Annotated in this window: 21 protein-coding genes and 1 pseudogene; 11 read left to right on the forward strand and 11 right to left on the reverse strand. The window is 71.3% G+C overall.

Features of this window, described 5'->3' with window-relative positions:
- Window positions 1-4 precede the first annotated feature (4 nt).
- Window positions 5-514, forward strand: a complete 510-nt coding sequence (locus tag LJ657_RS05970) for a methylated-DNA--[protein]-cysteine S-methyltransferase (protein ID WP_232647161.1) — start codon at window positions 5-7, stop codon at window positions 512-514.
- Window positions 515-545: 31 nt separating this feature from the next.
- On the opposite strand, the gene LJ657_RS05975 is transcribed toward LJ657_RS05970, so the two are convergent.
- Window positions 546-914, reverse strand: a complete 369-nt coding sequence (locus LJ657_RS05975) for a PPOX class F420-dependent oxidoreductase (RefSeq protein ID WP_232647162.1) — start codon at window positions 912-914, stop codon at window positions 546-548.
- 67 nt (window positions 915-981) lie between these two features.
- Window positions 982-1,464, reverse strand: coding sequence for a DUF456 domain-containing protein (locus tag LJ657_RS05980; protein WP_232647163.1), 483 nt, complete (start codon window positions 1,462-1,464; stop codon window positions 982-984).
- Window positions 1,465-1,800: 336 nt separating this feature from the next.
- Between LJ657_RS05980 and LJ657_RS05985 the strand changes: the two genes are divergently transcribed.
- On the forward strand, window positions 1,801-3,303 hold the full coding sequence (locus LJ657_RS05985; protein ID WP_232647164.1) for a PP2C family serine/threonine-protein phosphatase: 1,503 nt from the start codon (window positions 1,801-1,803) through the stop codon (window positions 3,301-3,303).
- Between the two features lie 150 nt (window positions 3,304-3,453).
- Here LJ657_RS05985 and LJ657_RS05990 read toward each other — a convergent pair whose 3' ends face one another.
- Complete coding sequence (locus LJ657_RS05990; RefSeq protein WP_232647165.1) at window positions 3,454-4,770, reverse strand: helix-turn-helix domain-containing protein; 1,317 nt, start codon at window positions 4,768-4,770, stop codon at window positions 3,454-3,456.
- 218 nt (window positions 4,771-4,988) lie between these two features.
- Here LJ657_RS05990 and LJ657_RS05995 point away from each other — a divergent pair, with 218 nt between their 5' ends.
- Both LJ657_RS05995 and LJ657_RS06000 read left to right on the forward strand, forming a co-directional pair.
- Window positions 4,989-5,609: a hypothetical protein gene (locus LJ657_RS05995; RefSeq protein WP_232647166.1), complete on the forward strand. Its 621-nt coding sequence runs from the start codon at window positions 4,989-4,991 to the stop codon at window positions 5,607-5,609.
- An 89-nt stretch (window positions 5,610-5,698) separates the two neighbouring features.
- On the forward strand, window positions 5,699-6,160 hold the full coding sequence (locus tag LJ657_RS06000) for a hypothetical protein (protein ID WP_232647167.1): 462 nt from the start codon (window positions 5,699-5,701) through the stop codon (window positions 6,158-6,160).
- Window positions 6,161-6,175: 15 nt separating this feature from the next.
- Here LJ657_RS06000 and LJ657_RS06005 read toward each other — a convergent pair whose 3' ends face one another.
- Window positions 6,176-6,337, reverse strand: a complete 162-nt coding sequence (locus LJ657_RS06005) for a glycosyl hydrolase-related protein (RefSeq protein ID WP_232647168.1) — start codon at window positions 6,335-6,337, stop codon at window positions 6,176-6,178.
- A 43-nt stretch (window positions 6,338-6,380) separates the two neighbouring features.
- A pseudogene (locus tag LJ657_RS49485) lies at window positions 6,381-7,014 on the reverse strand (glycoside hydrolase family 38 N-terminal domain-containing protein); the annotation flags it as partial.
- Window positions 7,015-7,397: 383 nt separating this feature from the next.
- Between LJ657_RS49485 and LJ657_RS06015 the strand changes: the two are divergent.
- Window positions 7,398-7,847, forward strand: a complete 450-nt coding sequence (locus LJ657_RS06015) for an ATP-binding protein (RefSeq protein WP_232647169.1) — start codon at window positions 7,398-7,400, stop codon at window positions 7,845-7,847.
- A 54-nt stretch (window positions 7,848-7,901) separates the two neighbouring features.
- Here the strand turns inward: LJ657_RS06015 and LJ657_RS06020 are convergent, their stop codons facing one another.
- The gene (locus LJ657_RS06020; RefSeq protein WP_232647170.1) at window positions 7,902-8,942 is read right to left on the reverse strand and encodes a DUF2637 domain-containing protein; all 1,041 of its coding nucleotides are present in this window, start codon (window positions 8,940-8,942) and stop codon (window positions 7,902-7,904) included.
- 924 nt (window positions 8,943-9,866) lie between these two features.
- Between LJ657_RS06020 and LJ657_RS06025 the strand changes: the two genes are divergently transcribed.
- Complete coding sequence (locus LJ657_RS06025; protein ID WP_269786076.1) at window positions 9,867-10,703, forward strand: GntR family transcriptional regulator; 837 nt, start codon at window positions 9,867-9,869, stop codon at window positions 10,701-10,703.
- 77 nt (window positions 10,704-10,780) lie between these two features.
- Here the strand turns inward: LJ657_RS06025 and LJ657_RS06030 are convergent, their stop codons facing one another.
- The 3 genes from LJ657_RS06030 to LJ657_RS06040 form a co-directional block, all read right to left on the reverse strand.
- Window positions 10,781-11,284 carry a DUF2231 domain-containing protein gene (locus tag LJ657_RS06030; protein WP_232647172.1) on the reverse strand — a complete coding sequence of 168 codons (504 nt, stop codon included), beginning with the start codon at window positions 11,282-11,284 and terminating at the stop codon, window positions 10,781-10,783.
- A gap of 92 nt (window positions 11,285-11,376) precedes the next feature.
- On the reverse strand, window positions 11,377-12,159 hold the full coding sequence (locus tag LJ657_RS06035; RefSeq protein WP_232647173.1) for a hypothetical protein: 783 nt from the start codon (window positions 12,157-12,159) through the stop codon (window positions 11,377-11,379).
- Between the two features lie 153 nt (window positions 12,160-12,312).
- Window positions 12,313-14,013: a PucR family transcriptional regulator gene (locus LJ657_RS06040; RefSeq protein ID WP_232647174.1), complete on the reverse strand. Its 1,701-nt coding sequence runs from the start codon at window positions 14,011-14,013 to the stop codon at window positions 12,313-12,315.
- 344 nt (window positions 14,014-14,357) lie between these two features.
- Here LJ657_RS06040 and LJ657_RS06045 point away from each other — a divergent pair, with 344 nt between their 5' ends.
- From LJ657_RS06045 to LJ657_RS06065, 5 genes are all read left to right on the forward strand, one after another.
- A complete protein-coding gene (locus tag LJ657_RS06045) occupies window positions 14,358-15,248 on the forward strand; it encodes an FAD binding domain-containing protein (protein WP_232647175.1) in 891 nt (296 codons plus the stop codon).
- Window positions 15,248-15,832 (forward strand): (2Fe-2S)-binding protein, encoded by a 585-nt coding sequence (locus tag LJ657_RS06050; protein WP_232647176.1) that lies wholly within the window; start codon window positions 15,248-15,250, stop codon window positions 15,830-15,832. Before LJ657_RS06045 ends, LJ657_RS06050 begins: the two co-directional genes overlap by 1 nt.
- 2 nt (window positions 15,833-15,834) lie before the next feature.
- Entirely contained in the window at window positions 15,835-18,231 is a 2,397-nt protein-coding gene (locus LJ657_RS06055; RefSeq protein ID WP_232647177.1) for a xanthine dehydrogenase family protein molybdopterin-binding subunit, read from the forward strand.
- Between the two features lie 239 nt (window positions 18,232-18,470).
- Window positions 18,471-19,928, forward strand: a complete 1,458-nt coding sequence (locus LJ657_RS06060) for an NCS2 family permease (protein ID WP_232647178.1) — start codon at window positions 18,471-18,473, stop codon at window positions 19,926-19,928.
- Window positions 19,929-19,993: 65 nt separating this feature from the next.
- Window positions 19,994-21,145 (forward strand): XdhC family protein, encoded by a 1,152-nt coding sequence (locus tag LJ657_RS06065; protein ID WP_232647179.1) that lies wholly within the window; start codon window positions 19,994-19,996, stop codon window positions 21,143-21,145.
- Between the two features lie 31 nt (window positions 21,146-21,176).
- On the opposite strand, the gene eccCb is transcribed toward LJ657_RS06065, so the two are convergent.
- A complete protein-coding gene (gene eccCb / locus LJ657_RS06070) occupies window positions 21,177-25,484 on the reverse strand; it encodes a type VII secretion protein EccCb (protein ID WP_232647180.1) in 4,308 nt (1,435 codons plus the stop codon).
- A complete protein-coding gene (locus tag LJ657_RS06075) occupies window positions 25,447-25,851 on the reverse strand; it encodes a hypothetical protein (protein ID WP_232647181.1) in 405 nt (134 codons plus the stop codon). The genes eccCb and LJ657_RS06075 overlap by 38 nt, the downstream gene beginning before the upstream one ends.
- Between the last annotated feature and the right edge of the window lie 28 nt (window positions 25,852-25,879).

A 25,879-nucleotide genomic window follows, 5' to 3' on the forward strand; every position in this document is an offset into this window, starting at 1 on the left:
GATCATGACTGTTCTCTGGAGCCGCTTCGACAGCCCTGTCGGGCCCCTCCTTCTCACCGCCGACCCGGCCGGTGCTCTGACCTCCGTATCCGTGCCCGGACAGAAGAACGGTCCTGCGGTGCAGGCTGGTTGGCGGTTCGAGCCTGCGGCCTTCCGTGCTGCCGAGGGGCAGTTGGCGGCCTACTTCACCGGTGAGCTGAAGGAGTTCCGGTTGGAGTTCAGTACCGCCGGGAGTGCGTTCAGGGAGCGGGTGTGGGCGGCCCTCGACACCCTCCCCTACGGGGCGACCAGCACATACGGCGAGATCGCCGCGCGGATCGGCGCCTCCCGGGCCGCCGTACGGGCCGTGGGTGGCGCGATCGGCGCCAATCCGCTGCTGATCGTCCGGCCGTGCCATCGGGTGATCGGAGCGGACGGTTCGCTGACCGGATATGCGGGGGGCCTCGAACGAAAGGTGCGGCTGCTGACGCTGGAAGGTGTCCTCCGGCCTTCGCCGGCCCCTGGTGTCCTTTAGTCCTCCAGGCTCCAGCTCCTCCAGGCCCCAGCTAGTCCTCCAGGCCCCAGCTGTGGATCCGCCGTGGGTGGATCCGGATCAGCTCCTCGCTGAAGTGCGGGCCCAACTCGTGCGGTCCGGTGAGGAGTTCGGCCTCGCCCCGGATCTCCACGCCTCGCACCTTCCACGGGCGCAGGCTCGCGAGGTCGTCGACGACCAGGGCGACCTTGGGGTTCTGCTGGAGGTTGCGCCACTTCTTGGTGCGGCCCATGGCGTAGCCGCCGATCAGAATGGTGCCGTCGTCCTGTGGGAAGAAGCCGACCGGGTTGGCCTGCGGCTGCCCGTGCGGGTCGACGGTGGCCAGCCGCCCCAGCCGCTGAGACTTCAGGTACGCGCGTTCCGCCTCGCTGAATTCGGTCATGGGAGCAGCGAAGCACGCCCGCCGCGCTCCGTACATCGGATCCTCGCCCTGGTCCCGTGGCCCTACGTCAGCCCCAGATCACCGCGCCCAGCCAGGCCCCCGTGATCAGCAGACAGGTGAACAGCTCCGCCAGCACGCTGGAGCCGCCCGAACGCATCGCGGTGCGCAGCGCCGCCATCGCCTCGCCGTGCCGGCCGAGGCGGAGGCGTTCGCAGAGGTAGATGCCGCCCATGAAGCCGGGGATCGCGCCGAGCACGGGGATGAGGACGAAGCCCAGGAACGCGCCCGCCCCTGCGTACACCCCCATCCGGGGGGTGGCGCCGCTCGCGCGCAGCCGTCGGGGCGGCAGGGCCCAGCGCACCACCTGGGAGACGAACAGCGCGAGGGTCGCACCCACCAGGACCCACCAGGACACCGGCTGTGTCGCCGTCAGTGCCCACCACAGGACCGCGGCCCACACGAGCCACGACCCCGGCACCCCGGGCACCAGCACTCCGCACAGGCCGAGCAGGAGGACCAGTCCGACCAGCAGGAGGTCCCACACTCCCATCTGACCAGAGTGCCCGAGAGGGAGAGGCGACGCAGGTCAGCCAGTGGTCGTCCGGAGGAAAGCGACGGTGGCTCACAGCTGGTTTCCAGGGAAAGGGATCACACTCGGGGCGGTCGACCGGCTCCTACGCGTGATCCGGTCACCCGGAGCGTGATCCGGGCCCGGGTCGCTCCGGTGTCGCCGGGCGGCTCTCCCGTGGGGGGTGGAGCCGCCAGGCGACTTTGTTCCGCACCGCCGTTCGACGGTTCACCCGATGCATCGCTCGACGCGGAGTGCTGTGCCGGTTTTTCCTGATGCCCCGTTTTCATACCGCCCATGCGGTGGACAATTAGGGGCATGAGCCAGCAGGGGGGAAGTCCCACCGGTCATGAGGACGACTGGTGGGGGCAGCTGTACGACGACTCCACCGAGGACACGGGCCCCGTGCCCGCGCCCGACACCGTGGACGACCGGTTCGCGTCGGCGGCCGGAGCCGTGGGAGCCGATGCGGGGGCGAAGGCGCCGGACGAGGGGTTCGCCCAGCCGCGGGCGCCGTGGGACCCGCCGTCGGCCCCGCCCGGCGGCCGTATCTCCACGGAGACGCCCGTCACGACGGTCCCCGAGTCGCGGATGCCACCCGAGGCAGCCGGCTCCGGCGACGGGACGGCCGCGGACCCCGCCCGGGACGGCGCGCCGACCGTGGAGCACCGAGCGCGCCATGCCGCGGACGTCGCGTCGTCGCAGGTCGCGGAGGACACCCTCCCGCACACGGCGCGTCATCGTGCCGCCGTCGAGGACCCCGTCCCGCGGCAGGCGGCCACCCCGCCGGCGCCCGCGGCCGACGCCGCACCCGCCCGTACCGCCACCCACCTCGACCTCCCCGCCCTCCCCCCGCCCTCCGCCGACTACGTCGGGTCGGGCCCGCCCACCTATGACGCCGAACCCACCTCGCTCCCGCCGGCCGATCCCGATGATCTGGACGACCTGGTCGCGGACACCGTGCTGGACGGCGCCCGCTACGGCGCCTGCACCCTTCGGGCCGTCTCCGTCCGCGGGGACTCCGCCCGCTACCGGGGCGAACCCCGCCGTGACTCCCTCCTCACCGCCCGCTTCGGCACCGGAGAACACGCACTGGTCCTGGTGGCGATGGCCACCGGCGCTCGCGCCACACCGGGTGCGCACCGGGCGGCCGCCGAGGCATGCCACTGGATCGGCCGGGCCGTCGGCCGCACCCACGCCCGGCTCGCGGAGGACATAAAGGCCGCCCGGCGCGGCGACCTCAAGTCCGGCCTGCACCGCCTCACCGACCGCAGCCTCGGCAAACTCCGCGCCAGCGCCGCCGAGCAGGGCATCGAGCCCGAGGAGTACGCGGCCACCCTGCGCTGCCTGCTGCTGCCCGCCGACCCGGAGTGCCGTACCCGTGTCTTCTTCGGCGTGGGCGCCGGCGGCCTGTTCCGCCTGCGTGACGGGGACTGGCAGGACATCGAGCCGCGGGTCACGGACACCACCGGCGAGCCCGTCGTCGGTTTCGGCTCGCTGCCCGCCGAGACACCCGAGGGCGACCGGCTCACCATGGACCTCGGGATCCCGACCCCGCCGAGCCCGTACGAACCGGCCCCCGAGCCGCCTCGTGAACCCTTCCGGTTCCGTGCCTCCGTCGCCCACCCGGGTGACACGCTCCTGATGTGCACCGGCGGCCTCGCGGAACCGCTGCGCGGCGAACCCGACCTGTGCCGGTACCTGACCACCCGGTGGTCCGGTCCCACCCCGCCCGGCCTTGCCGCGTTCCTCGCCGACTCCCAGGTCAGGGTCAAGGGGTACGCGGACGACCGTACGGCTGCGGCGGTTTGGGAGGCGTGACGCGACAGCCTGTGAGACATGGACCCACAGGGATCCGCGGAGGCCGAAGGGCATGGGTGCGCCATTCGCGGGACTTCCCTCGTACGGCACGGCGAACAGGAACGCCGCATGCTCCAGACGGCCCGCTCGAACCTCCGTGACGTGCCGGCCCTAGCTGTCGGCCGGTACCCACTGGCGTACGCCGTGGCCGTTCGTGCCGTACCAGTAGCGGGGCAGGCCCTTGATGCTGCTGGTGCGGAACGGGCGGCCGTGGTCGTCGATGCGGACCGTGCCGGTGCGGCCCTGGGAGGACCAGTCGAGTTCGAGGTACCAGGAGCAGTCGTACGTCTGGGTCGTCGCGGTGACCAGCAGCACCTCCGGGTCCTGGGCGGAGACGCGGTAGGGGAACTGCACGGCGGGGGCGGGGTCTCCTCGGTCGTCGGCGCCCGGGACCGCGCGGGCGATGGGGCGGTTGATGTCGAGGTTCACGTCGAAGTAGCGCGGGCCGAGGCCGCCGCCGCAGCCCTGTGCCATGTCGTAGGTGGTGCCGGTGACCGGGGTGCCGCGGCCGACGATGCGGACCCGGAGGGCCTCCAGGACCACGGCCGTGGACGACTTCCCCTGCACCGAGATCTGCACCATCGTCTGCCGCCCGTGCACCGCCCCCTGCGTCGCCGCCCATGCCGCGGCGTCCTGCGGCACCGGCGGCGGGGGCACCTGGTCCGGCTCCTTGGCGATCACGTAGTCGTGCGCGCAACCCCCGTCCCAGATCTGCGAGTCGGCGCTCCAGGCGAGGGGCACACCGGTGACCGGCTTCCCGGCACCGGTGGTGCCCGCGCCCGGGGACGACGAGGAGGGGGCCTTGTGCTCGGCGCCGGATGAGGACGAGCCGGGGGCACCGGTGGGGGAGGAGCTCGCGGACGGCTTCGGCTTCGACGAGTGGCCGGGTGTGCTGGAGGCCGTCGTCCGGGGGCCGGAGGACGAGTGAGGGCCGGCCGTGTCCGAGGAGCGGTCGGCCGACAGGGCGGACAGGCTGCCCAGCGTGGCGAGCAGCGCGCAGGCGACCGCGGTGGACACCAGGATCCGACGGCGGCGGTACCAGTGGCGGGGAACGGGCGCGGGGGCCGGCCCGCTCGACACGGGTTCGTCCAGGGGCTGCGCCGGGCCGCTCTCCTCGGTGGGCTCCGCAGCCGGCGCCGGAACCGGGCCCTCCGCCGAGCCGTTCGTGCGCACCCGCTGCCGCGCCGCCACCGCGAGCAGCCACAGCCGGTGCAGCTCGAGCCGTTCCTCGGGCGTCGCCGCGCAGAAGGCCGCGAGCCGCTCCACCGGGGCGAAGTCCTGCGGTACGGCCTCGCCCGCGCAGTAACGGTGGAGCGTGGAGGTGTTCATGTTGACGCGCCGGGCCAGGGAGCCGTAGCTCCGGTCCGTGCGGTCCTTCAGCTGCCGTAACAGCGCCGCGAACGCCTCGACGTCGTCCCGAGTCTCCACTGTTCCCCCGTCGTCCACCGATTCCCCATCCCAGGCACTCCATATACCTGCACGTCAGAAGGGATGGGATGGTTCCACCGTCGCCGAACGGGCGTCGAGCGTTGCGCCGGGCCCACGTGACGGCCGATGCTCTTGGTGTCGCACCGACCAGGGCCGGACCGACCAACCGGCATCGCCGCGACATCCGACACCCATGCATTCGTTCACGGGGGACCTCCATGCCCAAGCGCACCCGAGCAGGCGCGCTCATCGCACTCACCGCCGCAGGCCTCGCCTTCGGCACCGCGCTCGCCGCACCGGCGAACGCCGTGACAAAGGCACCCGGCTTCCTCGCGGCCAGGGACCTCCCGCCGCACCCCTCCTCCTCCTGGACGGCCGGCAAGGTCACCGCCGGCGTCCCGGAGGCGGTGGAAACGGACCGTTGCCTGGGCATGGTGCTCGGCGACGACCGGGACTCCTGGCACCGCGACTTCCGGACCGACCTCGACACGAGCGCCCGTCAGGTCAGCGTCGAGTCGTCGGGCACCGGCGGGGCGAAGGAACGGTTCGCGCGGCTGAACCAGGACATCAGGTCGTGCGCGGCACGGACCGAGAAGGCCGACCCCGACCTCAAGGTCGCGTTCAAGGACTACGGCACGCTGCCCGTCGAGGAGGGCGCCCACGTCTACGGCCTGCACACCGAGACCTCCTGGGGCGCGAGCGACATCCGCCTCCTCGCGGTCGGACGGGACGGCAGGACCGTGACGGTCGTCGACTGGGGCCGGCTGGGCGCCTTCGAGGACGCGCCGGTGAAGGCCTTCGAGAAGACCACGACCACCGCGGTCAACAAGCTGCACTGACCGTACGACCGGGGCCGCCCTCCTGCCACGGGGGTCGGGAGGGCGGCCCACCGACGATCACCACACACACTCGGAAAACGGGGAACATCATGAACAGCAAGACCCGCACCGCCCTCACCGCCGGCGTCCTCGCCGTCGCCCTCGGCCTCGGCGCCACCGCCCAGGCCTCCGCCGGCGCCGCGCGCAGTGTCAGCGGCAAGTCGTCCGACAACATCACCCGTATCGCCGACTTCTACGGCGCCTACATCGACGCGGTGACCGACGAGGACAGCGGCAAGCTCGGCGACGCGCTGCGCGCCCACTACCTCACCCCGGCCTTCCAGAAGGAACTGGCGGCCTGGGAGGACAGGGAGCACGCCGACGGCGTCCTGCGCGCCCAGAACGTCCCGCTCGCCTGGAAGGTCACCGACAACGGCAGCACCGCGAAGTACACGGAGGCCGTCGTCACCTTCACCTGGAGCCGCAACAGCACCACCAAGGTGGTCGTCGACATGACCCGCGACACCCGCAAGATCTTCCACATCGGGGAGAAGGGCATCGGCCGGAAGTAGGGAAGCCGGCGGCCGCTACGCCGGTCGCAGCCGCACCGTGAGGATCTGGAACGGCTGCAGCTCGAAGCTCAAGTCGCTTTCGTGCCGCGGCCGTTCCAGCAGGTCCGCCACCTCGGCCCGGCCCACCGGGAACCCCGGCGCCGGCATGGCCCGGGACTCGTACAGCCGTACCGTCACGTCCCCGCTGCGGTCCTCCGGGGCCTGGTCGCCGGTGCCGTCCGGTGCCGTCGATGCCCTCCCACCAGAAGGTGTGACGGGGCATGTCGTTCGACTGGTTCCGGCTGAGTTTGTGAGTGAGGAACCATCGGATTCCGGCCAGTTTCGCGAGCGGTGGGAAGGCGGCGGTGTTGCCGAAGGAGTCCGGCGGCCGGAGTCGGCGGCGAGCGCGGTGACGTCGGCGAATGCGTGAGGCATTGCGGACCGTCTCGCGCAGCGGCCACAGCCGGGCCGAGTCGCCACCCGGCTTCGTCGAGTACGGCGAGGTCGGCAGAGCGGTATCGGTCGACGGGCCGATCCCCGGCGGTCAGGTCGTCCCCCAGGTGCGTGGGTTCGAAGCCGTGCACCACTGCCGGATCGGCGGCCGCCTCCAGAGGCAGATGTACCAGTCCGCCTCCGCTCGCCGGGGAGCCGACGGCGAGGTGACGGCTGCGCGGGTGAACGACTTTCAGGGGCACGCCCGCGGCGTCGTAGAGCAGTTCCTCCGCCTGGAAACGGGGACCGTCGGCCGTGAAACCGGGGTCGATCACCGCCTCGACCCGGCGCCCGGCCCACTCCTCGGGGACCCGCCCCGGCGACCGGAACCAATCCGTCGACCAGGGCTTTCCCCACGGACTTCCGGCCGTGAAGGTCTCGTAGCCGGCCTACAGCGCCTGGTCCACCGGCACCGGCTCGCCGGGCACATGCCACGCGGACAGCACCAGCGGCACCCCCTCCGCGTACTGCACTGGCCGCACTAACTGTCCCATGGCGCGCTCCAGGCGCGCCTCCACCAGCGTTCGGCCGTCGTGCACGGCGGGCTCCCCTCGGTGCTCGGACGGCGGCGGTGCCTCTCTCCAAAGAGTCCCTCCACCCGGCCGGAAACTCCGCATCCGTGGCCGAACACCTGGTCGTTGACGATTCGACATGACTGCCGGGTGCCCAGTGGGGCATGGATCCCGTGAACGTGTTCGACAAGGAGGGGACCGACATCGGCACGCGGGCGGGGGTCATGAAGAGGCAGGCACGAGGAGGCGGTCCCATGGCGATCGGGGCCTTCTCGGCGACGACGGAGGAAAAGACCGACGGCGGCGCGGAACAGGCGCAGCCGTCCGAGCTACGGAAAAGACTGGGCCGGGCGGACCTGAAGTCGGTGCCCGAGGCACGCAGGGCACTGCGCGAGCTGTTACGGCAGTGGGGCAGGCCCGGCCGCTCGGAGATAGCGGAGCTGCTCACCAGCGAACTCGTCACCAACGCACTCATCCACACCGACCACGACGCGGTGCTGACGGCCACCGTCGGACCCCGTGGACTGCGGGTGGAGGTGAGGGACTTCGTGGGCCGCAGGCCCAGACTGCGCGTACCGAACGCCGACGACGGCACGCACGGCAGAGGCCTGGTCCTGGTGCAGTCCCTCGCGGACGCGTGGGGGGTACGGGCGCACGGGGTGGGGAAGGCGGTGTGGTTCGAACTCGACGCCGGAGCGGCGTGACACAGAAAGGGGGCGTGACCCGAAGGTCACGCCCCCTTCTCGTGCAGGCCGTCGCTAGCCGAACTGCTGCTCGAGGTCCTTGAGCTTGCGCTCCAGGGAGTCGAGGCGTGGCAGCGCCATGGTGTCGTCCTCCGCGGTGAGGTCGACGGTCACCGGTTCAGAACCGGCTTTGCGGACGGGCTGCAGGGACGGGCGTGAGCGCACGGGCAGCGGTTCCGGGGTCGATATGGCAGGCTCCGCGGAAACCGAGGCGGAGGCCCGCTCAAGAGCCTGGGGCTCCGACTGACGTCCGCCGCCGCGGCCGATGAACCCGCGGTGGCCTCGGCTGATGGCCTTGAGCTGGGCGCGCTCCAGGCGGTCGTGCTCCCGTCGGCGCAGCCGGTTCTGCTCCTTCTGTCGCTGGTCCTCGCGTACCTCGTCGACCGCCTCGTCCAGGCTGCGCACGTTCTCCAGCAGCATCAGCGACCAGGCCTTGTAGGTCTCGCGGGGGGCCCGCAGCCAGCGGACGATACGGATCTGCGGCAGCGGGCGCGGCACCAGACCCTGCTCGCGCAGCGCGGCCCGGCGGGTCTGCTTCAGGGCGCGGTCGAAGAGGACGGCCGCAGAAAGGGACATGCCGGAGAAGAACTGGGGCGCGCCGTCGTGGCCGATGCCCCGGGGCGCGTGCACCCAGTTGAACCAGGCCGCGGCGCCCGCGAACGTCCACACGAGTATCCGGGAGCCGAGGGCCGCGTCACCGTGGCTGGCCTCGCGCACCGCGAGCACGGAACAGAACATGGCCGCTCCGTCCAGGCCGAACGGCACCAGGTATTCCCAGCCGTTGGTCAGGCCGAGGTTCTGCTGGCCGAAGCCGACCAGGCCGTGGAAGGAGAGGGCGGCGGCGACCGCCGCACAGCAGAACAGCAGGACGTAGGAGGCGGTTCCATATATGGCCTCCTTGCGCCGACGGCGCTCCTCGCTGCGCTCCCACGTGTCGTCCTTCGCGTGCTCCCCGGACCGCTTGCTGCGCGCGAGCACCGCAACCGCCGCCAGCATGCCCAGGAGCAGTACGGCGCCCGGAAGCAGCCAGTCCAGCGATATGTCGGTCAGTCTCATCTGGGGTCCCTTGCATTGGGATAGGGCGTAACGCCCGCCATAGTGGCCCAATCCCACCGGCCCTCAGGGGGTTTCGGGGCAAGAGGCCGCCAAGGAAGTGCAAGGGGATGCCCAGGGCGGCGTTCTGCTCGAACTGCCGCTTGAGGGGCGGGAGTTGAGTTCGAATAAGAGTACCCGTACGGATGGTTCCACGGAAAGTTCCTGCGACAGGTGAGGAAGTTGTGAATTGCCTGTAACCGGGCGGGCGCCTTGTTCCCGCAGATCTTACGGGACGGTCGGCGGCCGGAGTGCCTGAGGGTGCCTCAACTCGCGGCGTCGGCTGACGGCTTGCCGACGCGGTCCGCGTCGCGGATGGCGCAGGTGCCCTCGGGTTGCACCGTGGAGAACGCGCGGCAGCTCGCCCGGACCCGCCCCCGGCGGCAGCGCGCCTCCAGCTCCCGCGCGGCCCGCCGCTCCTTGCCGGGCGGGCGGACAGGAGAAGTACGGTCATGTTGCCGAGGGGGGCAGGGGTGGCCCGGTCGTACGAGACGTGGGTCACGGGGAGGCGCGGCAGTCCGAAGCTCTCGACCACGCCGGCCGGGCGCGGACTCGGTGGTCGCGCAGCACCTGTGCGTCGTCCCGTGCCAGGAATGTGTCGAGCCCGACTCCGCCCTCCGTCGGCGAGGTGGCGGAGATCCGTCCAACGCCTCCAGGGGCCCGCTCGTCGGGCTTTACCTCCAGGGCGACCGGCCGGGGGAAGGTCCTGGTCAGGCGGGCGTGGGCGTCGGAGAGTGCCGAGTGGGGCGCAGGCGTGCGGAGACCGTCGATCCGCGACGGATACATGACGAATAAAAAGGCAAGGCTAACCTTATTTATGGTCAATGGGATTTGAACTGATGACAACTGCGCCTAAGGTGCTTGACGGACGAGTAACAACCCGCCGTAATGACCCCAAGTACCGACACGTCCGGAGGAGGACCCGTGCAGCAGAGCGCCCACAGCTCCGCGGAGACGGGGGTTCCGGAGGCCCGGACCGGCGGGGTGCCCAGGGTGCCGCCGCAGCCCAGGGCCCAGGACGTGGACCGGGAGCGTGGCGTCGCCGCGGAGGTCACCCGTGGCGAGCACACGCACAGTGAGCAGCCGATTCCCCGGCCCCGCCTGGTCCAGCGGGCCTCCGTGCGCGGGCAGATCCTCGACGCGCTGCGCACCGCGCTGGTCGCGGGCGAGCTGACGCCGGGCGAGGTGTACTCGGCGCCCGCGCTGGGGGAGCGGTTCGGGGTCTCCGCGACGCCGGTGCGGGAGGCCATGCAGCAGCTCGCCCTGGAGGGCGCCGTCGAGGTCGTTCCCAACCGGGGCTTCCGGGTGGTCGAGCGCGGGGCCCGCGAACTGGCCGAACTGGCCGAGGTTCGTGCGCTGATCGAGATCCCCGTGATGCTCCGGCTGGCCCGTACGGTGCCCGCCGAGCGGTGGACCGCGCTGCGCCCCCTCGCCGAGGCGACTCTCCGCGCCGCGTCCTCCGGCTGCCGCGCGACGTACGCCGAGTCCGACCGCACCTTCCATCGCGCGCTGTTCGCCCTGTCCGGCAACGCACAACTCGTGCAGATCGCCGACGACCTCCACCGCCGCGCCCAGTGGCCCCTGGTGGGCGGCCCGTCCTCACGTGGCCACGCCGACCTCCTGGCAGACGCGACCCAACACACGGCCCTGCTGGAAGCGCTGATCGCTGGGGATCTGGACGTGGTGCGGGCACTGGTGGGCGGACACTTCGCGGGGGCGTCCTGAGCGCTGCGGGACGTGTGGTCCGTCAGGGGTTGCCCCCGACGGACCACACGCGCGTCCCGTCAGGGCGCTGACGCAGGTCAGCCGTCCCCGTCGGCCGATCCGGTCGCCGTCTTCGAGTAGCCGTCCTGCCAGGCCGCCTTCGCGCCGGAGTCGCCGATGCGGTAGACGTCCACGACGGCGCCCGCCGCCACCGCGAGGGACAGCACGGTGGCCGCGATCCGGATGACGGACCCCGACCGGGCGCCGTCCTGCTGTGCCGCTGACCGGCGGGTCGTCCACCACACCGCCGCCGCCAGGACGAACAGACCCAGTGCCCAGGGGAGCAGTCCGTCGCCGAGCTCCGCGTGCTGCCGTACGAGGGCGCTGCTGCCCACGTGCTTCTCCAGCCACTCGCCGGCCCCCGTGGTCAGCGGCACGCTCACCAGGGTGACCAGGGCCAGCACCGGCAGCACCAGGCCCATGCGGCGGGCGGCGGCCGGCCACACGGCGCACACGACCAGGGCCAGGGCCGTCAGCGGTACCAGTACCACGACGAAATGGACCAGCAGGACATGTGCGGGCAAGCCGTTGACGAGGCTCATCAGGCGCTCCTCCATGGGGGGTTGGGCGCGCCAGACTGGCACAGCAACCTCTCAGGTTCCTCTGAGTGGTCTCTGGGCCGCCGCGGCACTCCTCACGCAGTGGCCGCCCCCGCCGCAGGCGGCGCCAACTGCCGCGCCAGCCACGTCGGTACGCCCCCGAGCAACTGGAACAGCCGCCGGGCCTCCTCACGCAGGCGCGACGCCTCCGGCTCCGCCTCGGCGTCCGCGAGCGACGCCAGGGCGGGCGCCGTACCGACCAGATACCCCAGTTCCTCACGGATCCGCAGGGATTCGGCGAACCCGTGCCGGGCCTCCGCCAACTCCCCTTCCCGCAGGGCCAGTCCCGCCAGATGCCGCCAGGTGAAGGAGAGCAGCAGAAGGTCGCCGTGCGCGGTGGCGCCGGCGTGCGCGCGGCGGAACGCGGCGCGGGCCGCCTGCGGCGCCTGGGCGAGGTTCTGGGCCACCAGCCCGCGCCGGAAGTCCAGCAGCGCCCGTCCCGCCGCCCCCGGAGGGATCAGCGCCGCCGTCCGCCCGAGCGCGGCACGCGCCTCGTCGGCCCGGTCCCGGACCCCCAGCAGCGTCGCCGCGTACGCCAAGTACCCCCGTTCACAAGCGGCCGCGCCCCGCTCGTCGTCGGTGTGGGCCAGCGCCTCGGCCGTACGCAGCGCGTCCTCGGCCTCCTCCCAGCCCTGCTCGGTGTACAGACACCGCTCGACCAGCAGCGCGGCCCGCTGCAGCGCGGCGTCCGCGGTGCGGGGCTGGAGCAGGGCCGCCGCGTCGGCCCAGCAGGCGCGTGAGCGCAGCCGCCATACCGCGGTCTGGAGGGGATCGTCACCAGCGGTCGTTCCGTTACCAGACATGGCGGTATGCGCCACGTTGCCCTCCCCGAGCACGCCATCGAGCTATGAGTGGTGGCGGCATCTCAGCACGAATCGCGGCGCCCGGCCAAGGGGGTGGGTGAAGGATTTCACAAAGTCGTGGGACAGCGACGGCACTTCGTGTCACCCCCGTGGCATGCCCGGGTGACCTCAGCTCATGCGCAACGCCAGGAAGAAATCCAGCTTGTCCTCCAGCCGGGACAGGTCACGGCTCGTCAACTGCTCGATCCGCCCGACCCGATAGCGCAGCGTGTTGACGTGCAGGTGCAGCCGGGTCGCGCAGCGCGTCCAGGAGCCGTCGCAGTCGAGGAACGCCTCCAGGGTGGGGATCAGCTCGGCGCGGTGGCGGCGGTCGTAGTCGCGCAGCGGATCCAGCAGCCGCGCGGTGAAGGCCCGCCGTACGTCGTCCGGGACGAACGGGAGCAGCAGGACGTGCGAGGCCAGTTCCTGGTGGCCCGCCGCGCACACCCGCCCGGGACGCGCCGCCGCCACCCGCCGCGCGTGCCGCGCCTCCTCCAGCGCCCCGCGCAGCCCCTCCGCAGAGTGCACGGCCGCGCTGACGCCCAGCGTCACCTGCCCGTCGCCGTCCAGTCCGGCCGACAGCGGGTCCCGTACGGACTCCAGCAGCGCGTCCGCGAGGATGCCGGACTCCGAGCCGTCGTGCTCGGTGGAGACGGCAGGCAGCGGTACGAGGGCGATGGCCTCGTCGCCCGTGTGGGCCACGGCGATGCGGTCGGAGGGCTCCGGGCCGGTGGCGAGCGGGTCGACGAGGATCTCCTCCAGGAGCGACTGGGCGACCGGCCCCGCCTCGATGTCGCCACCCTCCCACTCGACCGTGGCCACGACCACCTGCCAGTGCGGGGCGGCCCCCAGGCCGGGCAGCAGCACCGGCGCGGCCACCCGCAGCCGGGCGGCGATCTCGGCGGGCGCGGCACCCGCCTGCACCAGCTCCAGGACCTCCTGCGCCAGCCGCCTGCGCACCGTGCGCGCCGCGTCCCGCCGGTCCCGCTCGACCGAGATCAGCTGGGTGACGCCCTGGAGCAGGTCCAGCCGTTCCGCGGGCCAGTCCCCGGCGTCCGCCTCGACGGCCAGCAGCCAGTCCGACAGGACCGTCTCGCGCACGTCCCGGGTGGCCTGCGGGGCACGCCCTGCCCCGGCCGCCGCCGGGCGGCCCCCCGAGCTGCGGATCGGGAAGAGGCTGTACGTGGCCGGACCGAGCGTCACGCGATGGGGGCCGCGCCGGCCCGTGCGGGCGGCGGCGAGGTGCTCGGCGGCCAGCCCGGCGCAGGTGTCGGCGGGCAGCCCGGGGCCCGCGACCTTCGGGCCCGCGATCAGCCGTCCGGTGGGGGACAGCACCCAGGCCCGCAGGTCCAGGTCGGAGCCGAGCAGGTCGAGGACCACGTCCGGGCCGCCGCCCGCCGGGCCGGAGGTCATCATCCGCCGGTGCCGGTCGACCACGGCCGCGAGGTCCCCGGCGCGCTCCCCGGACACCTGCCGTACGACGTGCTCGGTGATCGTCGCGAACGCCACCGACTCGTGCACCGCGAACAGCGGCAGGCGGTGCCGGACACACGCCACGACCAGGTCGTCCGGGATGTCCCCGAGCTCCGCCTCGCCGGCCGCCAGCGCGACCACCCCCGCCTGCGCCAGGATCCGTACGAACGCCTCGGAGTCGTCGGCGTCGCGGCGCCAGGCCAGTCCCGTGAGGACCAGCTCCCCGCCCGAGAGGTAGCGGCTGGGATCCCTGAGGTCGGTGGTCATCACACCGCGCACGGTGCGGTCCAGCTCGTCCTCGCCGCCGAGCAGCCGCAGGCCCAGCGCGTCGGTGTCCAGCAGTGCGCGCAGCCGCATTCTCGTCGCCGCCGTTCTTTGTCTCGAAATCTACGATGAGTGGTGAGGATGGTCGGTGGGAGGAGCCCGGCGACCGGTGCGCGCGGCGCATCCTTTGATTGCCAGGCTGTTTCCTGCGTTTCTACAGGAAAACCAAGAGGTTACTGATGACCTCCGTTCATACGAATCTACAAGATGCCCGGCCTGGCCAGCCAACTCCTTCATGGTTTCCGTGACTGACCTGGGTGGAGCACGGCGCTGTGTACTGGCTCCACTCCGCGTAAACAGCACATGAACAAGCCGGGCCCACCGCACCAGATCTGGCTTGATCCGTACGACTCACGAGACGAAGAAGAGAGCCGGTCATGGACTTCCTTCGCCCCGCCAGCTGGGAGGAGGCGCTCGCCGCCAAGGCTGAGCACCCCACCGCTGTGCCCATTGCGGGCGGCACCGATGTGATGGTCGAGATCAACTTCGACCACCGCCGGCCCGAGTACCTGCTCGACCTGAACCGCATCGGCGACCTCACCGAGTGGGAGGTCGGCGAGGACACGGTGCGGCTAGGGGCCTCCGTCCCGTACTCGAAGATCATGGAGAGCCTGCGCGCCGAGCTGCCGGGTCTCGCACTCGCCTCGCACACGGTCGCCTCCCCGCAGATCCGCAACCGCGGCGGCGTCGGCGGCAACCTCGGCACCGCCTCCCCGGCCGGCGACGCCCACCCCGCGCTGCTCGCGGCGGGCGCCGAGGTCGAGGTCGAGTCGGTGCGCGGCTCCCGGCTGATCCCGATCGACGAGTTCTACACCGGCGTGAAGCGCAACGCGCTCGCCGACGACGAGCTCATCAAGCGCGTGCACATCAAGAAGGCCGACGGCCCGCAGCAGTACTCCAAGGTCGGCACGCGCAACGCGATGGTCATCGCCGTGTGCGCCTTCGGCCTGGCCCTGCACCCGTCGTCGCGCACCGTCCGTACGGGCATCGGTTCCGCGGCGCCCACACCCGTCCGGGCGAAGGCCGCGGAGGAGTTCCTGAACGCGGCGCTCGAAGAGGGCGGCTTCTGGGACAACGGAAAGATCATCACCCCGTCGGTCGCCAAGCAGTTCGCGGAGCTGTGCTCCGGCGCCTGCAACCCGATCGACGACGTCCGGGGCACGGCGAGCTACCGCCGTCACGCGGTGGGCGTCATGGCGCGCCGCACGCTGACCTGGACCTGGGAGTCGTACCGCGGCGCCCGCCGCACCACCGAGGGAGCTGCGTGATGCGCGTCAACTTCACCGTCAACGGACGTCCGCAGGAAGCCGACGACGTCTGGGAGGGCGAGAGCCTGCTCTACGTCCTGCGAGAGCGCCTGGGTCTGCCCGGCTCCAAGAACGCCTGCGAGCAGGGCGAGTGCGGTTCCTGCACGGTCCGCCTGGACGGAGTGCCCGTGTGTGCCTGCCTGGTGGCCGCCGGTCAGGTCGAAGGCCGTGAGGTCGTGACCGTCGAGGGTCTGGCGGACTTCGCCAAGCAGCGCGCCGAGCACGGCGGTTGTGCCTCCGGTGCCTGCGGTACGTCGCTGCAGGACTCCCAGCAGTGGGCGGCCAAGGGGCAGGACTCCCAGACCGGCGAAGGCACCGAACTCTCCCCCATCCAGCAGGCGTTCATCGACGCCGGCGCCGTCCAGTGCGGGTTCTGCACCCCCGGTCTGCTGGTCGCCGCCGACGAGATGCTCGAACGCAACCCGAACCCGAGCGACGCGGACATCCGCGAGGCCCTGTCGGGCAACCTGTGCCGCTGCACGGGCTACGAGAAGATCATGGACGCGGTCCGCCTGGCGGCCGCCCGGCAGGGAGAGGCGGTCTGACGATGCCCACCAACGGCGCTCCCCTCGGCACGCCCACGAAGGTCACCCAGGGTTCCAAGACCAAGGGCGGCATCGGTGAGTCCACGCTCCGCCCGGACGGCACCCTCAAGGTCACCGGCGAGTTCGCGTACTCGTCCGACATGTGGCACGAGGACATGCTCTGGGGCCAGATCCTGCGCTCCACGGTCGCGCACGCCGAGATCGTCTCGATCGACACCAGCGAGGCGCTGAAGACCCCGGGCGTCTACGCCGTCATGACGTACGACGACCTGCCGACCGAGGTGAAGAACTACGGCCTGGAGATCCAGGACACCCCGGTCCTCGCGCACGGCAGGGTCCGCCACCACGGTGAGCCGGTCGCCATCGTCGCCGCGGACCACCCGGAGACCGCGCGCCGCGCCGCAGCCAAGATCAAGGTCGACTACCGCGAGCTCCCGGTCATCACCGACGAGGCCTCCGCGACCGCGCCGGACGCGATCCTCATCCACGAGGGCCGCGACGACCACCACATCGGTCACGTCCCGCACCCGAACATCGTCCACCGCCAGCCGATCGTGCGCGGCAACGCCGAGGAGGCCGCCAAGAAGGCCGACTTCGTCGTCCGGGGCGAGTACACCTTCGGCATGCAGGACCAGGCCTTCCTCGGCCCGGAGTCCGGTCTCGCGGTCCCCTCGGAGGACGGCGGCGTCGACCTGTACATCGCCACTCAGTGGCTGCACAGCGACCTGAAGCAGATCGCCCCGGTCCTCGGACTGCCCGAGAGCAAGGTCCGCATGACGCTGGCAGGCGTCGGCGGCGCGTTCGGTGGCCGCGAGGACCTGTCGATGCAGATCCACGCCTGCCTGCTGGCGCTGCGCACCGGCAAGCCGGTCAAGATCGTCTACAACCGCTTCGAGTCCTTCTTCGGGCACGTCCACCGCCACCCCGCCAAGCTCTACTACGAGCACGGGGCCACCAAGGACGGCAAGCTCACCCACATGAAGTGCCGGATCGTCCTGGACGGCGGCGCCTACGCCTCGGCCTCCCCGGCGGTCGTCGGCAACGCCTCCTCGCTCAGCGTCGGCCCGTACGTCGTCGACGACGTCGACATCGAGGCCGTCGCCCTCTACACCAACAACCCGCCCTGCGGCGCCATGCGCGGCTTCGGCGCGGTCCAGGCGTGCTTCGCCTACGAGGCCCAGATGGACAAGCTCGCCGACAAGGTGGGCATGGACCGGGTCGCGTTCCGTCAGCTCAACGCGATGGAGCAGGGCACGATCATGCCGACCGGGCAGCCCGTCGACTCGCCGGCCCCGGTCGCCGAACTCCTGCGCCGCGTCAAGGCGATGCCCATGCCGCCGGAGCGCCAGTGGGAGTCCAGCGAGGGCTCCGACGTACGACAGCTGCCCGGCGGTCTGTCCAACACCACCCACGGCGAAGGCGTCGTACGCGGTGTCGGCTACGCGGTCGGCATCAAGAACGTCGGCTTCTCCGAGGGGTTCGACGACTACTCCACCGCCAAGGTCCGCATGGAGGTCGTCGGCGGCGAGCCCGTCGCGACCGTCCACACGGCCATGGCGGAGGTCGGCCAGGGCGGTGTCACCGTCCACGCGCAGATCGCCCGCACCGAGCTGGGCGTCGCGCAGGTGACGATCCACCCGGCCAACACGCAGGTCGGTTCCGCCGGCTCCACCTCCGCCTCGCGGCAGACGTACGTCACCGGTGGCGCCGTCAAGAACTCCTGCGAGCTGGTGCGCGAGAAGGTCCTGGAGATCGGGCGCCGCAAGTTCGGCACCTACCACCCGGCCTGGGCCACCGCCGAACTCCTGCTGGAGGGCGGCAAGGTCGTCACCGACGGCGGCGAGGTCCTCGCCGACCTGGTCGATGTACTGGAGGGCGAGAGCGTCGAGATCGAGGCCGAGTGGCGGCACCGCCCGACCGAGGCCTTCGACCTGCGCACCGGCCAGGGCAACGGCCACGTCCAGTACTCCTTCGCCGCGCACCGCGCCGTCGTCGAGGTCGACACCGAACTCGGCCTGGTCAAGGTCATCGAGCTGGCCTGCGCCCAGGACGTCGGCAAGGCGCTCAACCCGCTGTCCGTCCTCGGCCAGATCCAGGGCGGCACCCTCCAGGGCATGGGCATCGCGGTGATGGAGGAGATCATCGTCGACCCGAAGACGGCGAAGGTCAGGAACCCGTCCTTCACGGACTACCTGCTCCCGACCATCCTCGACACGCCGATCATCCCGGTCGACGTGCTCGAACTCGCCGACGACCATGCCCCCTACGGGCTGCGGGGCATCGGCGAGGCACCCACCCTGTCGTCGACCCCGGCCGTCCTCGCGGCGATCCGGAACGCGACCGGGCTGGAGCTCGACCGCACGCCGGTACGTCCGGAGCACCTCACCGGAACGGCGTAGGCACAGTCCCTCCGGGCGGCGCCGGGAACGTCACACTTCGCCGCGCTGCCCGGAGTACTCAAGCACCGCACCGCTCGCGGAACTTGAAGCACCACGGCACCACGGCACCACCGTCAGTACCAGAGAGTTCGTTCGCCTCGGGCCGTCCCCCGGGTCGTGCGGCCGAAGCACCTTCCCAAATCCCGCAAACCCTTGAGAACCACCGCGGGTGCCCCTGTGAACCTTGGGAGTAGGCCCACATGACCCAGCAGTCACTGGAGCCATCGACCACCGCCGAAGATGCGGGTGAAGGAACCCGTATCCCGGCCGGCAGGTCCTGGCTCGACCGGTACTTTCACATATCCAAGCGAGGATCCACGGTCGCGCGCGAGGTGCGCGGCGGCGTCACCACCTTCATGGCGATGGCGTACATCCTCCTGCTCAACCCCCTGATCCTGTCCGGCAAGGACGTGGCGGGGGACACGCTCGGGCAGAAGGCCCTCATCACCGCGACCGCGTTCGCGGCGGCCTTCACCACGCTGCTGATGGGCTTCTTCGGCAAGGTGCCGCTCGCCCTCGCCGCCGGCCTCTCCGTCTCCGGTGTGCTCTCGTCGCAGGTCGCGCCCCAGATGACCTGGCCGCAGGCCATGGGCATGTGCGTGATGTACGGCGTGGTCATCATGCTGCTGGTCGTCACCGGCCTGCGCGAGATGATCATGAATGCGATCCCGCTCGCGCTCAAGCACGCGATCACCATGGGGATCGGCCTGTTCGTCGCCATGATCGGCCTGGTCAAGGCGGGCTTCGTGCACCAGGGCAAGGCGACTCCGGTCACCCTCGGCCCGGCCGGTGAACTCGCCGGCTGGCCGGTGCTGATCTTCGCGGCCACCCTCCTCGTCATCTTCATGCTGCAGGCGCGCGCCGTCCCCGGCGCGATCCTGATCGGCATCGTCAGCGGCACCGTGATCGCCGTGCTGCTCAACGCACTCGGCGTCATCGACCCCAGGCAGTGGGCGAGCGGCGCTCCCGAACTGCACGGCAGCGCGGTGTCCATGCCGGACTTCTCGATCTTCGGGAAGGTGGAGTTCGGCGGCTGGGGCCAGGTCGGTGCGATGACCGTCGGCATGATCGTCTTCACGCTGGTGCTCGCCGGTTTCTTCGACGCGATGGCCACCATCATCGGCGTCGGCACCGAGGCCAAGCTGGCCGACGAGCAGGGCCGGATGCCGGGTCTGTCCAAGGCGTTGTTCATCGACGGCGCGGGCGGCGCGATCGGTGGCGTCGCCGGCGCCTCCGGCCAGACCGTGTTCGTCGAGTCGGCGACAGGCGTCGGCGAGGGGGCCCGTACCGGTCTCTCCTCCGTCGTCACCGGACTGTTCTTCGCGGCCTGTCTCTTCTTCACCCCGCTGACGGCGATCGTCCCCGGCGAGGTGGCGGCCGCGGCCCTGGTGGTCATCGGCGCCATGATGATGATGAACGCCCGCCACGTGGACTGGGCCGACCGCGCCACCGCCATCCCGGTCTTCCTGACCGTCGTGATCATGCCGTTCACGTACTCCATCACGGCGGGCGTCGCGGCCGGAGTGATCTCCTACGTCGCCATCAAGATCGCCCAGAGCAAGGCGCGGGAGATCGGTGCCTTCATGTGGGGCCTGACGGTGATCTTCCTGGTCTACTTCGCCCTCAACCCGATCCAGAGCTGGATGGGCGTCCACTAGACGCCCTTGAATGGCCCTTCACCCTTGAATGGCCCTCCACACGAACCCCGTTAGGAGACCGAGAGATGCTGGACATCGCCGAGGAGCTGAACCGGTGGGTCGAGCAGGGACGTGACTTCGCCGTGGCCACCGTGGTGGCCGTCGGCGGCAGCGCACCCCGCCAGCCGGGCGCCGCACTCGCGGTGGACGCCGACGGCACGGCGATCGGCTCGGTCTCCGGCGGCTGTGTGGAGGGCGCCGTGTACGACCTGTGCCAACAGGCGCTGGAGGACGGCGAAACCGTTCTGGAGCGCTTCGGGTACAGCGACGAGGACGCCTTCGCGGTCGGCCTGACCTGCGGCGGCATCATCGACATCCTCGTCACGCCGGTACGGGCCGGTGATCCCGCCCGCCCGGTGGTCGCGTCCGCGCTGGCCGCCGCCGCCCGTGGGGAGGCGGCGGCGGTGGCGCGGATCGTGTCGGGACCGGCCGGACTGCGGGGCCGGGCGCTGGTGGTGCGCCCCGACGGATCGTACGAGGGCGGCTTCGGCGCCCATCCGGAGCTGGACCGCACGGTGGCCGGGGAGGCCGCGGCCTTCCTCGACGCCGGGCGGACCGGCACCCTGGAGATCGGTGAGCGGGGCTCACGCTGCGGAGCCCCGCTCACGGTCCTGGTGGAGTCCTCCGTCCCCCCGCCCCGGATGATCGTGTTCGGCGCGATCGACTTCGCTTCCGCGCTGGTGCGGATCGGCAAGTTCCTGAACTACCACGTGACGGTGTGCGACGCGCGCCCCGTCTTCGCCACGAGGAACCGCTTCCCGGAGGCGGACGAGATCGTCGTCGAGTGGCCCCACACGTACCTGGAGCGGACGTCCGTGGACGCCCGCACCGTCCTGTGCGTCCTCACCCACGACGCCAAGTTCGACATTCCGCTGCTGAAGCTGGCCCTCCGGCTCCCGGTGGCCTACGTCGGCGCGATGGGTTCCCGCCGCACCCACCTCGACCGCAACGAACGCCTACGTGAAGTCGGCGTGACCGAGCTGGAGCTGGCGCGGCTGCGGTCCCCGATCGGGCTGGACCTCGGCGCCCGCACCCCGGAGGAGACGGCCCTGTCGATCGCCTCCGAGATCGTCGCCAACCGGCGCGGCGGCAGCGGGGTTTCGCTCACCGGGGCGCACACGCCGATCCATCGCGACACGGCGTCCGCGCCGGCGGGGCGGATAGGTTCGGTGGCCTGAGCCGCTCCCGGGCTCGGGCGCGCCACGGCACTCAGTCGTACTTCGACGGGACGAAACCGAGCTGTACGCCAAGCGTCGAGTGCCGGGTCACCAGTGTCCCGCGCCCCGGCGGCCGACGGCTCGGCTTGACCGATCCCAGCAGCGCCCCTTCGGAGGGATCGCCGGAGAGCACGATGCCCTGCGCGCCGAGTTCCCTCATCCGCGTGAGGAACGGCTCGTACAACCCTCTCGAAGCCCCGTGAACCGTGCGGACGATCACGATGCGCAGGCCGACGTCGCGCGCGAACGGCAGATATTCCAGGAGCGGCACCAGCGGGTTGTTGCCGCTGCTCGTGGCGATCAGGTCGTAGTCGTCGACGAGGATGTACAGGTCCGGCCCCGACCACCAGCTGAGTTCGCGCAACTGCTCAGGTGTCACATCCTGTCCGGGCAGGCGCCTGGCGAGGGCCGCGGCCACCTCCTCGACAGCCGTCTGCAGGCGGGGCCCCGCGGTGCAGTACTCCAGCACGTGCTCGTCCGGGAGTTCACTCAGGAGTGAACGCCGGTAGTCGACCACAAGCAGCTGGGCCTGTGCCGGTGTGTACCTCTGACCGATCTGATGTGCCAGCAGCCGTAGGAACGAGGACTTGCCGGACTCGTGGTCGCCGAAGCCGATGAACAGCGGGTCGGTCTCGAAGGCGAGGAACACCGGGGCCAGACGGGTGTCGTCGACCCCTACGGGTACTCCGCGGTGCTGGGCGCCGTCGGCGGCCGGCAGCTCCGCGACGAGGAGCAGCTCCGGCAGCGTGCGGACCGGCGGGGCGACGGGACCGTGCCACGCGTCGCGCACCTGCCGTACCAGCGCCGCCGTACCGTCGGAGAGGGACTCCTCGCCACCCGTACCGTCCAGCCTGGGCAGGGCTGTGAGGCTGTGCAGTTTGTCGGGGGACAGCCCGCGGCCCGGGACCCCGATCGGGACGCTCGCGGCCTCTCGGCGGTCGATTTCTGAGTCCATGGGGTCGCCCAGGCGCAGTTCGACCATGCTGAGCAGCTGATCACGCAGGGCGGGACGGACCTCCGAGTACCGGGTGGCGCTGATCACCAGGTGCACGCCGTAGCCCAGGCCGCGGGTCGCGATGTCGGCGATCACGGGTTGCAGCTCCTCGTAGTCGGAGCGGAAGGTGGACCAGCCGTCGATGACCAGGAAGACGTCGCCCCACGGCTGATCGGGCCACAGATCACGCCGGGCGCGGTACTGGGCCATGCTCCAGACGCCTTCGGAGGAGAAGAACGCCTCGCGCTCGTCGAGGACGCCCGTCACCTCGGCGACGGTACGGCGTACCTGGTCCGCGGCCAGCCGCGTGGCGATGCCGCCGACATGGGGCAGGCCGGTCAGGGTGCCGAGGCGCCCGCCACCGAGGTCGAGGCAGTAGAACTGCACTTCGGCCGGTGTGTGGGTGAGGGCGAAGGACAGGACGAGTGTGCTCAGCAGAGTGGACTTGCCGGACTGCGGGCCTCCGACGACCAGCCCGTGCCCGCCCTTTCCGGAGAAGTCCACCTGGAAGAGGTCCTGTCGCTGTTCCAACGGCTTGTCGACCAGGCCGAGCGGCACTATGAGAGAGCCGCCCGGCCCGCTCGATCGCAGACCGCGCCCCGGATCGTGGACGAGGCCGCCCAGCAGGGTCTCGAGGCTCGGCGGTTCGTGCAGCGGAGGCAGCCAGATCCGGTGGGCCGGCGGTCCCGCCGAGGCCAGCCCGTCGACGACGACTTCCAGGACCGTGTCCCCGTCGGGTTCGTGGGGGTCGTCGTCCACCGGGCCCGGGAGCGGGCCGGACACGTAGGCCGCCTTGAAGCGGATCATCTCGTCCGTCCCCGACTTGAGATAGCCGGTGCCCGGATCCGAGGGCAGGTGGTACGCGTCGGGAACGCCGAGCACCGCCCGGGACTCAGCGGCGGAGTACGTCCGCAGGCCGATGCGGTAGGAGAGAAAGGTGTCGAGCCCGCGCAGCCGCCCCTCCTCCAGCCGCTGCGCGGCCAGGAGGAGGTGCACGCCGAGCGACCGGCCGATGCGGCCGATTTGGATGAAGACCTCGATGAAGTCGGGCTTGGCGGTGAGGAGTTCGGAGAACCCGTCGATGACCACCGCAAGTGTCGGCAGTGGTTCGAGGGAGACGCCCGCGGCGCGTGCCGTGTCGTACTCGCGAATGTTCGCGTAGTTGCCCGCGCTGCGCAGCAGTTCCTGGCGTCGCTGCAGCTCGCCGCCGAGGGCGTCGCGCATCCGGTCGACGAGCGGCAGTTCGTCGGCGAGGTCGGTGATGACTGCGGACACGTGCGGCAGCTTCGCCATGCCGGTGAAAGTCGAGTCGCCCTTGAAGTCGGCGAGTACGAAGTTGAGTTGCTCGCTGGAGTGGCTGACGGCGAGGCCGAGCACCAGGGTGCGCAGCAGCTCCGACTTGCCGGATCCGGGCGCGCCCACGCACAGCCCGTGCGGGCCCATGCCACCCCGGGCGGCATCCTTGATGTCGAGCAGGACGGGTCGGCCGTCCTCACCGGTGCCGAGGGGCACTCTCAGCCGTTCGTCCGCTGCCCTGGGCCGCCACAGGACGGAGACATCGACCGAGGCGGCGTCGTCGAGGCCCAGCAGCTGGGTGAAGGAGAGGGGCAGCCGTGCGGGACGTGCGGCGCCGGCGTCCTCCTGGAGCGGCAGCCAGCCCGCGCTGATCCGATGGGCGGTGTCGGTCAGGGACCGCCGTGCGGCGACGTCTCCGGCGCCGTCGTCGAACCGGGGGACGGCGACACGGAAACGCCGGCGTCGGGAGAGGGCCCAGCCGACGCTGATGCCCGATGCCAGGGCGGGGTCGACGTGCGACTCCTCCGGGTCGTCCAGGGCCAGTTCGATCCTGGTGCCGAGCAGCCCGCGCAGATCGACGGAGAAGTCGCTCCAGCGGCGGGCGGTCACCAGGAGGTGGACCCCGTAGTTCAGGCCGGTGTTGGCCAGTCGGTGGACCTGGTCCTCGAACTGCGGGTGCTCCCAGCGGAAGTCCAGCCAGCCGTCGATCACCAGGAAGATGTCACCGGCGATGCCCCGCTCGATCCGGCCGCTCGAGCGCAGCGTGCGGAAGGATTCGATGGAGTCGATGTCGAGATCGCGAAAGAGAGTCCGCCGTGTCGCGACGGCCGCCTCGACATCGTTCAGGACCCCTTCGACGGCGCTGTGTTCGTGCGGTGCCGCGAACATCTGCACATGCGGCAGCGGGCGCAGCACCCCCAGCCGGTTGACCGCCCCTTCCAGCAGGTAGAACTCGGCCTCGTGCGGGGTGTGCGTGAGGGCGAGGGACATGATCATCGAGCGGAGCAGGGTGGTCTTTCCGCTGCCCAGCTTTCCTACGACGGCCGCGTTGCCGTCCCGGCTGGAGAAGTCGACGCACATCAGCTCGCCGCCGGAGCCGGTCTCCAGACGGCCGACGGGCGCCATCAGCCGTGACGCGCCCTCCCAGGCGTCGCAGATGAACCCCCGGTCGACGGTGTCCACGGGAGGCGGGAGGATCGAGCCGAGCGTGAGCTCGTCCGCCCGGGCGGCGCGGGCGAACGGTCCGGCGCCCGCGTCGATCCACGGTGCGTACGCCAGCTCGACGTTCCCCTCGCACTGACCCGACTTGGTCGGCGTCTGGCCCGACTCCGGCTGATCGGTCATCGCCTGGTGCACGAAGTCGTACAGCTCGTCGGGAGTGATCACCCCGTCCCGGTTCCGGTCCGCCAGGCCTGTGCTCAGGCCCTCGATGACGGCCGAGGTGAAGCGGGGCGCCGAGGGGCCGTTCTCCGCGGTCACCTGTTCGCCGTCGTACGCGTACTCCAGGGCGGTGGACGCCGTGATGACGAACGTGCCGCGACCCACGAGCGCCTTCTCGACGTCCACGGGCGCCGGGGACATCGGCCTGCCGCGGTGGAAGAGGCCGCTGTAACAGCAGTCGAGCAACACGATCTTGGTGCGGGCCTGGCACTCGTCGAGCAGCTGGTGGACGAGCGAGGCCTGGATGGCAGTGGTGTGCGGACGCCTGAGCTGGGTGGTCAGGGTGGCGAAGAACAGCTGGTCCGCGTCGTTCCTGATGCCGTGACAGGCGAAGTACAGCAGGACGAGATCATCGGGAGAGCGGTCACTGAGGACCTCCTCGATCTGGCTCTCGATCTCTTCCTTGGGCCGGTTCAGCAGCTCGCGGACGAAGTCGTAGCGCCCGATGGCCGGATCCTGGAGCAGGGCCTTGAGCTCGCCGGCGCCGCGGGCCGGAGCCCGGAGCTGGCTGAGCCCGGGGTCCTGGTAGCCGTCAGTCGCGACCAGCAGTGCGATCCGGCGTCCTGCCATCGCCCACTCCCGGCTCGCTGTCGGTGTCCTGGCCAGTCGGGTCGGCGGTCGCGCCGGCGATGTACGCGGACACCACTTCCACCAGGGCATGCTGGTCCTTGGCGGACAAGGCACTGAACGAGCCCTTGTTGCCGTCGAACTCCCAGTCCACCGACCGGGCCTTGGAGCGCTCCACGAAGGCCACCACGACGTTGCTCACGGCCTTGAGTGTCGCCGCGGAGAAGGCGCCGCTGAGGACCAGCACTCCGAGGTCGTATGCCACGCCCGCCATCGAGTCGGTCGGCGCGGCGGTTGCCTTGCGCTCGACCCGGAGTACGCCGAGCGCACGCAGATCCCGGTACAGAGAACGGACGTGACGGTCGGTCATGTCTGCTGGGGCTTCGGGGCCAGCATCG

This window comes from Streptomyces guryensis (genome assembly GCF_021261325.1).
Classification (GTDB): domain Bacteria; phylum Actinomycetota; class Actinomycetes; order Streptomycetales; family Streptomycetaceae; genus Streptomyces; species Streptomyces guryensis.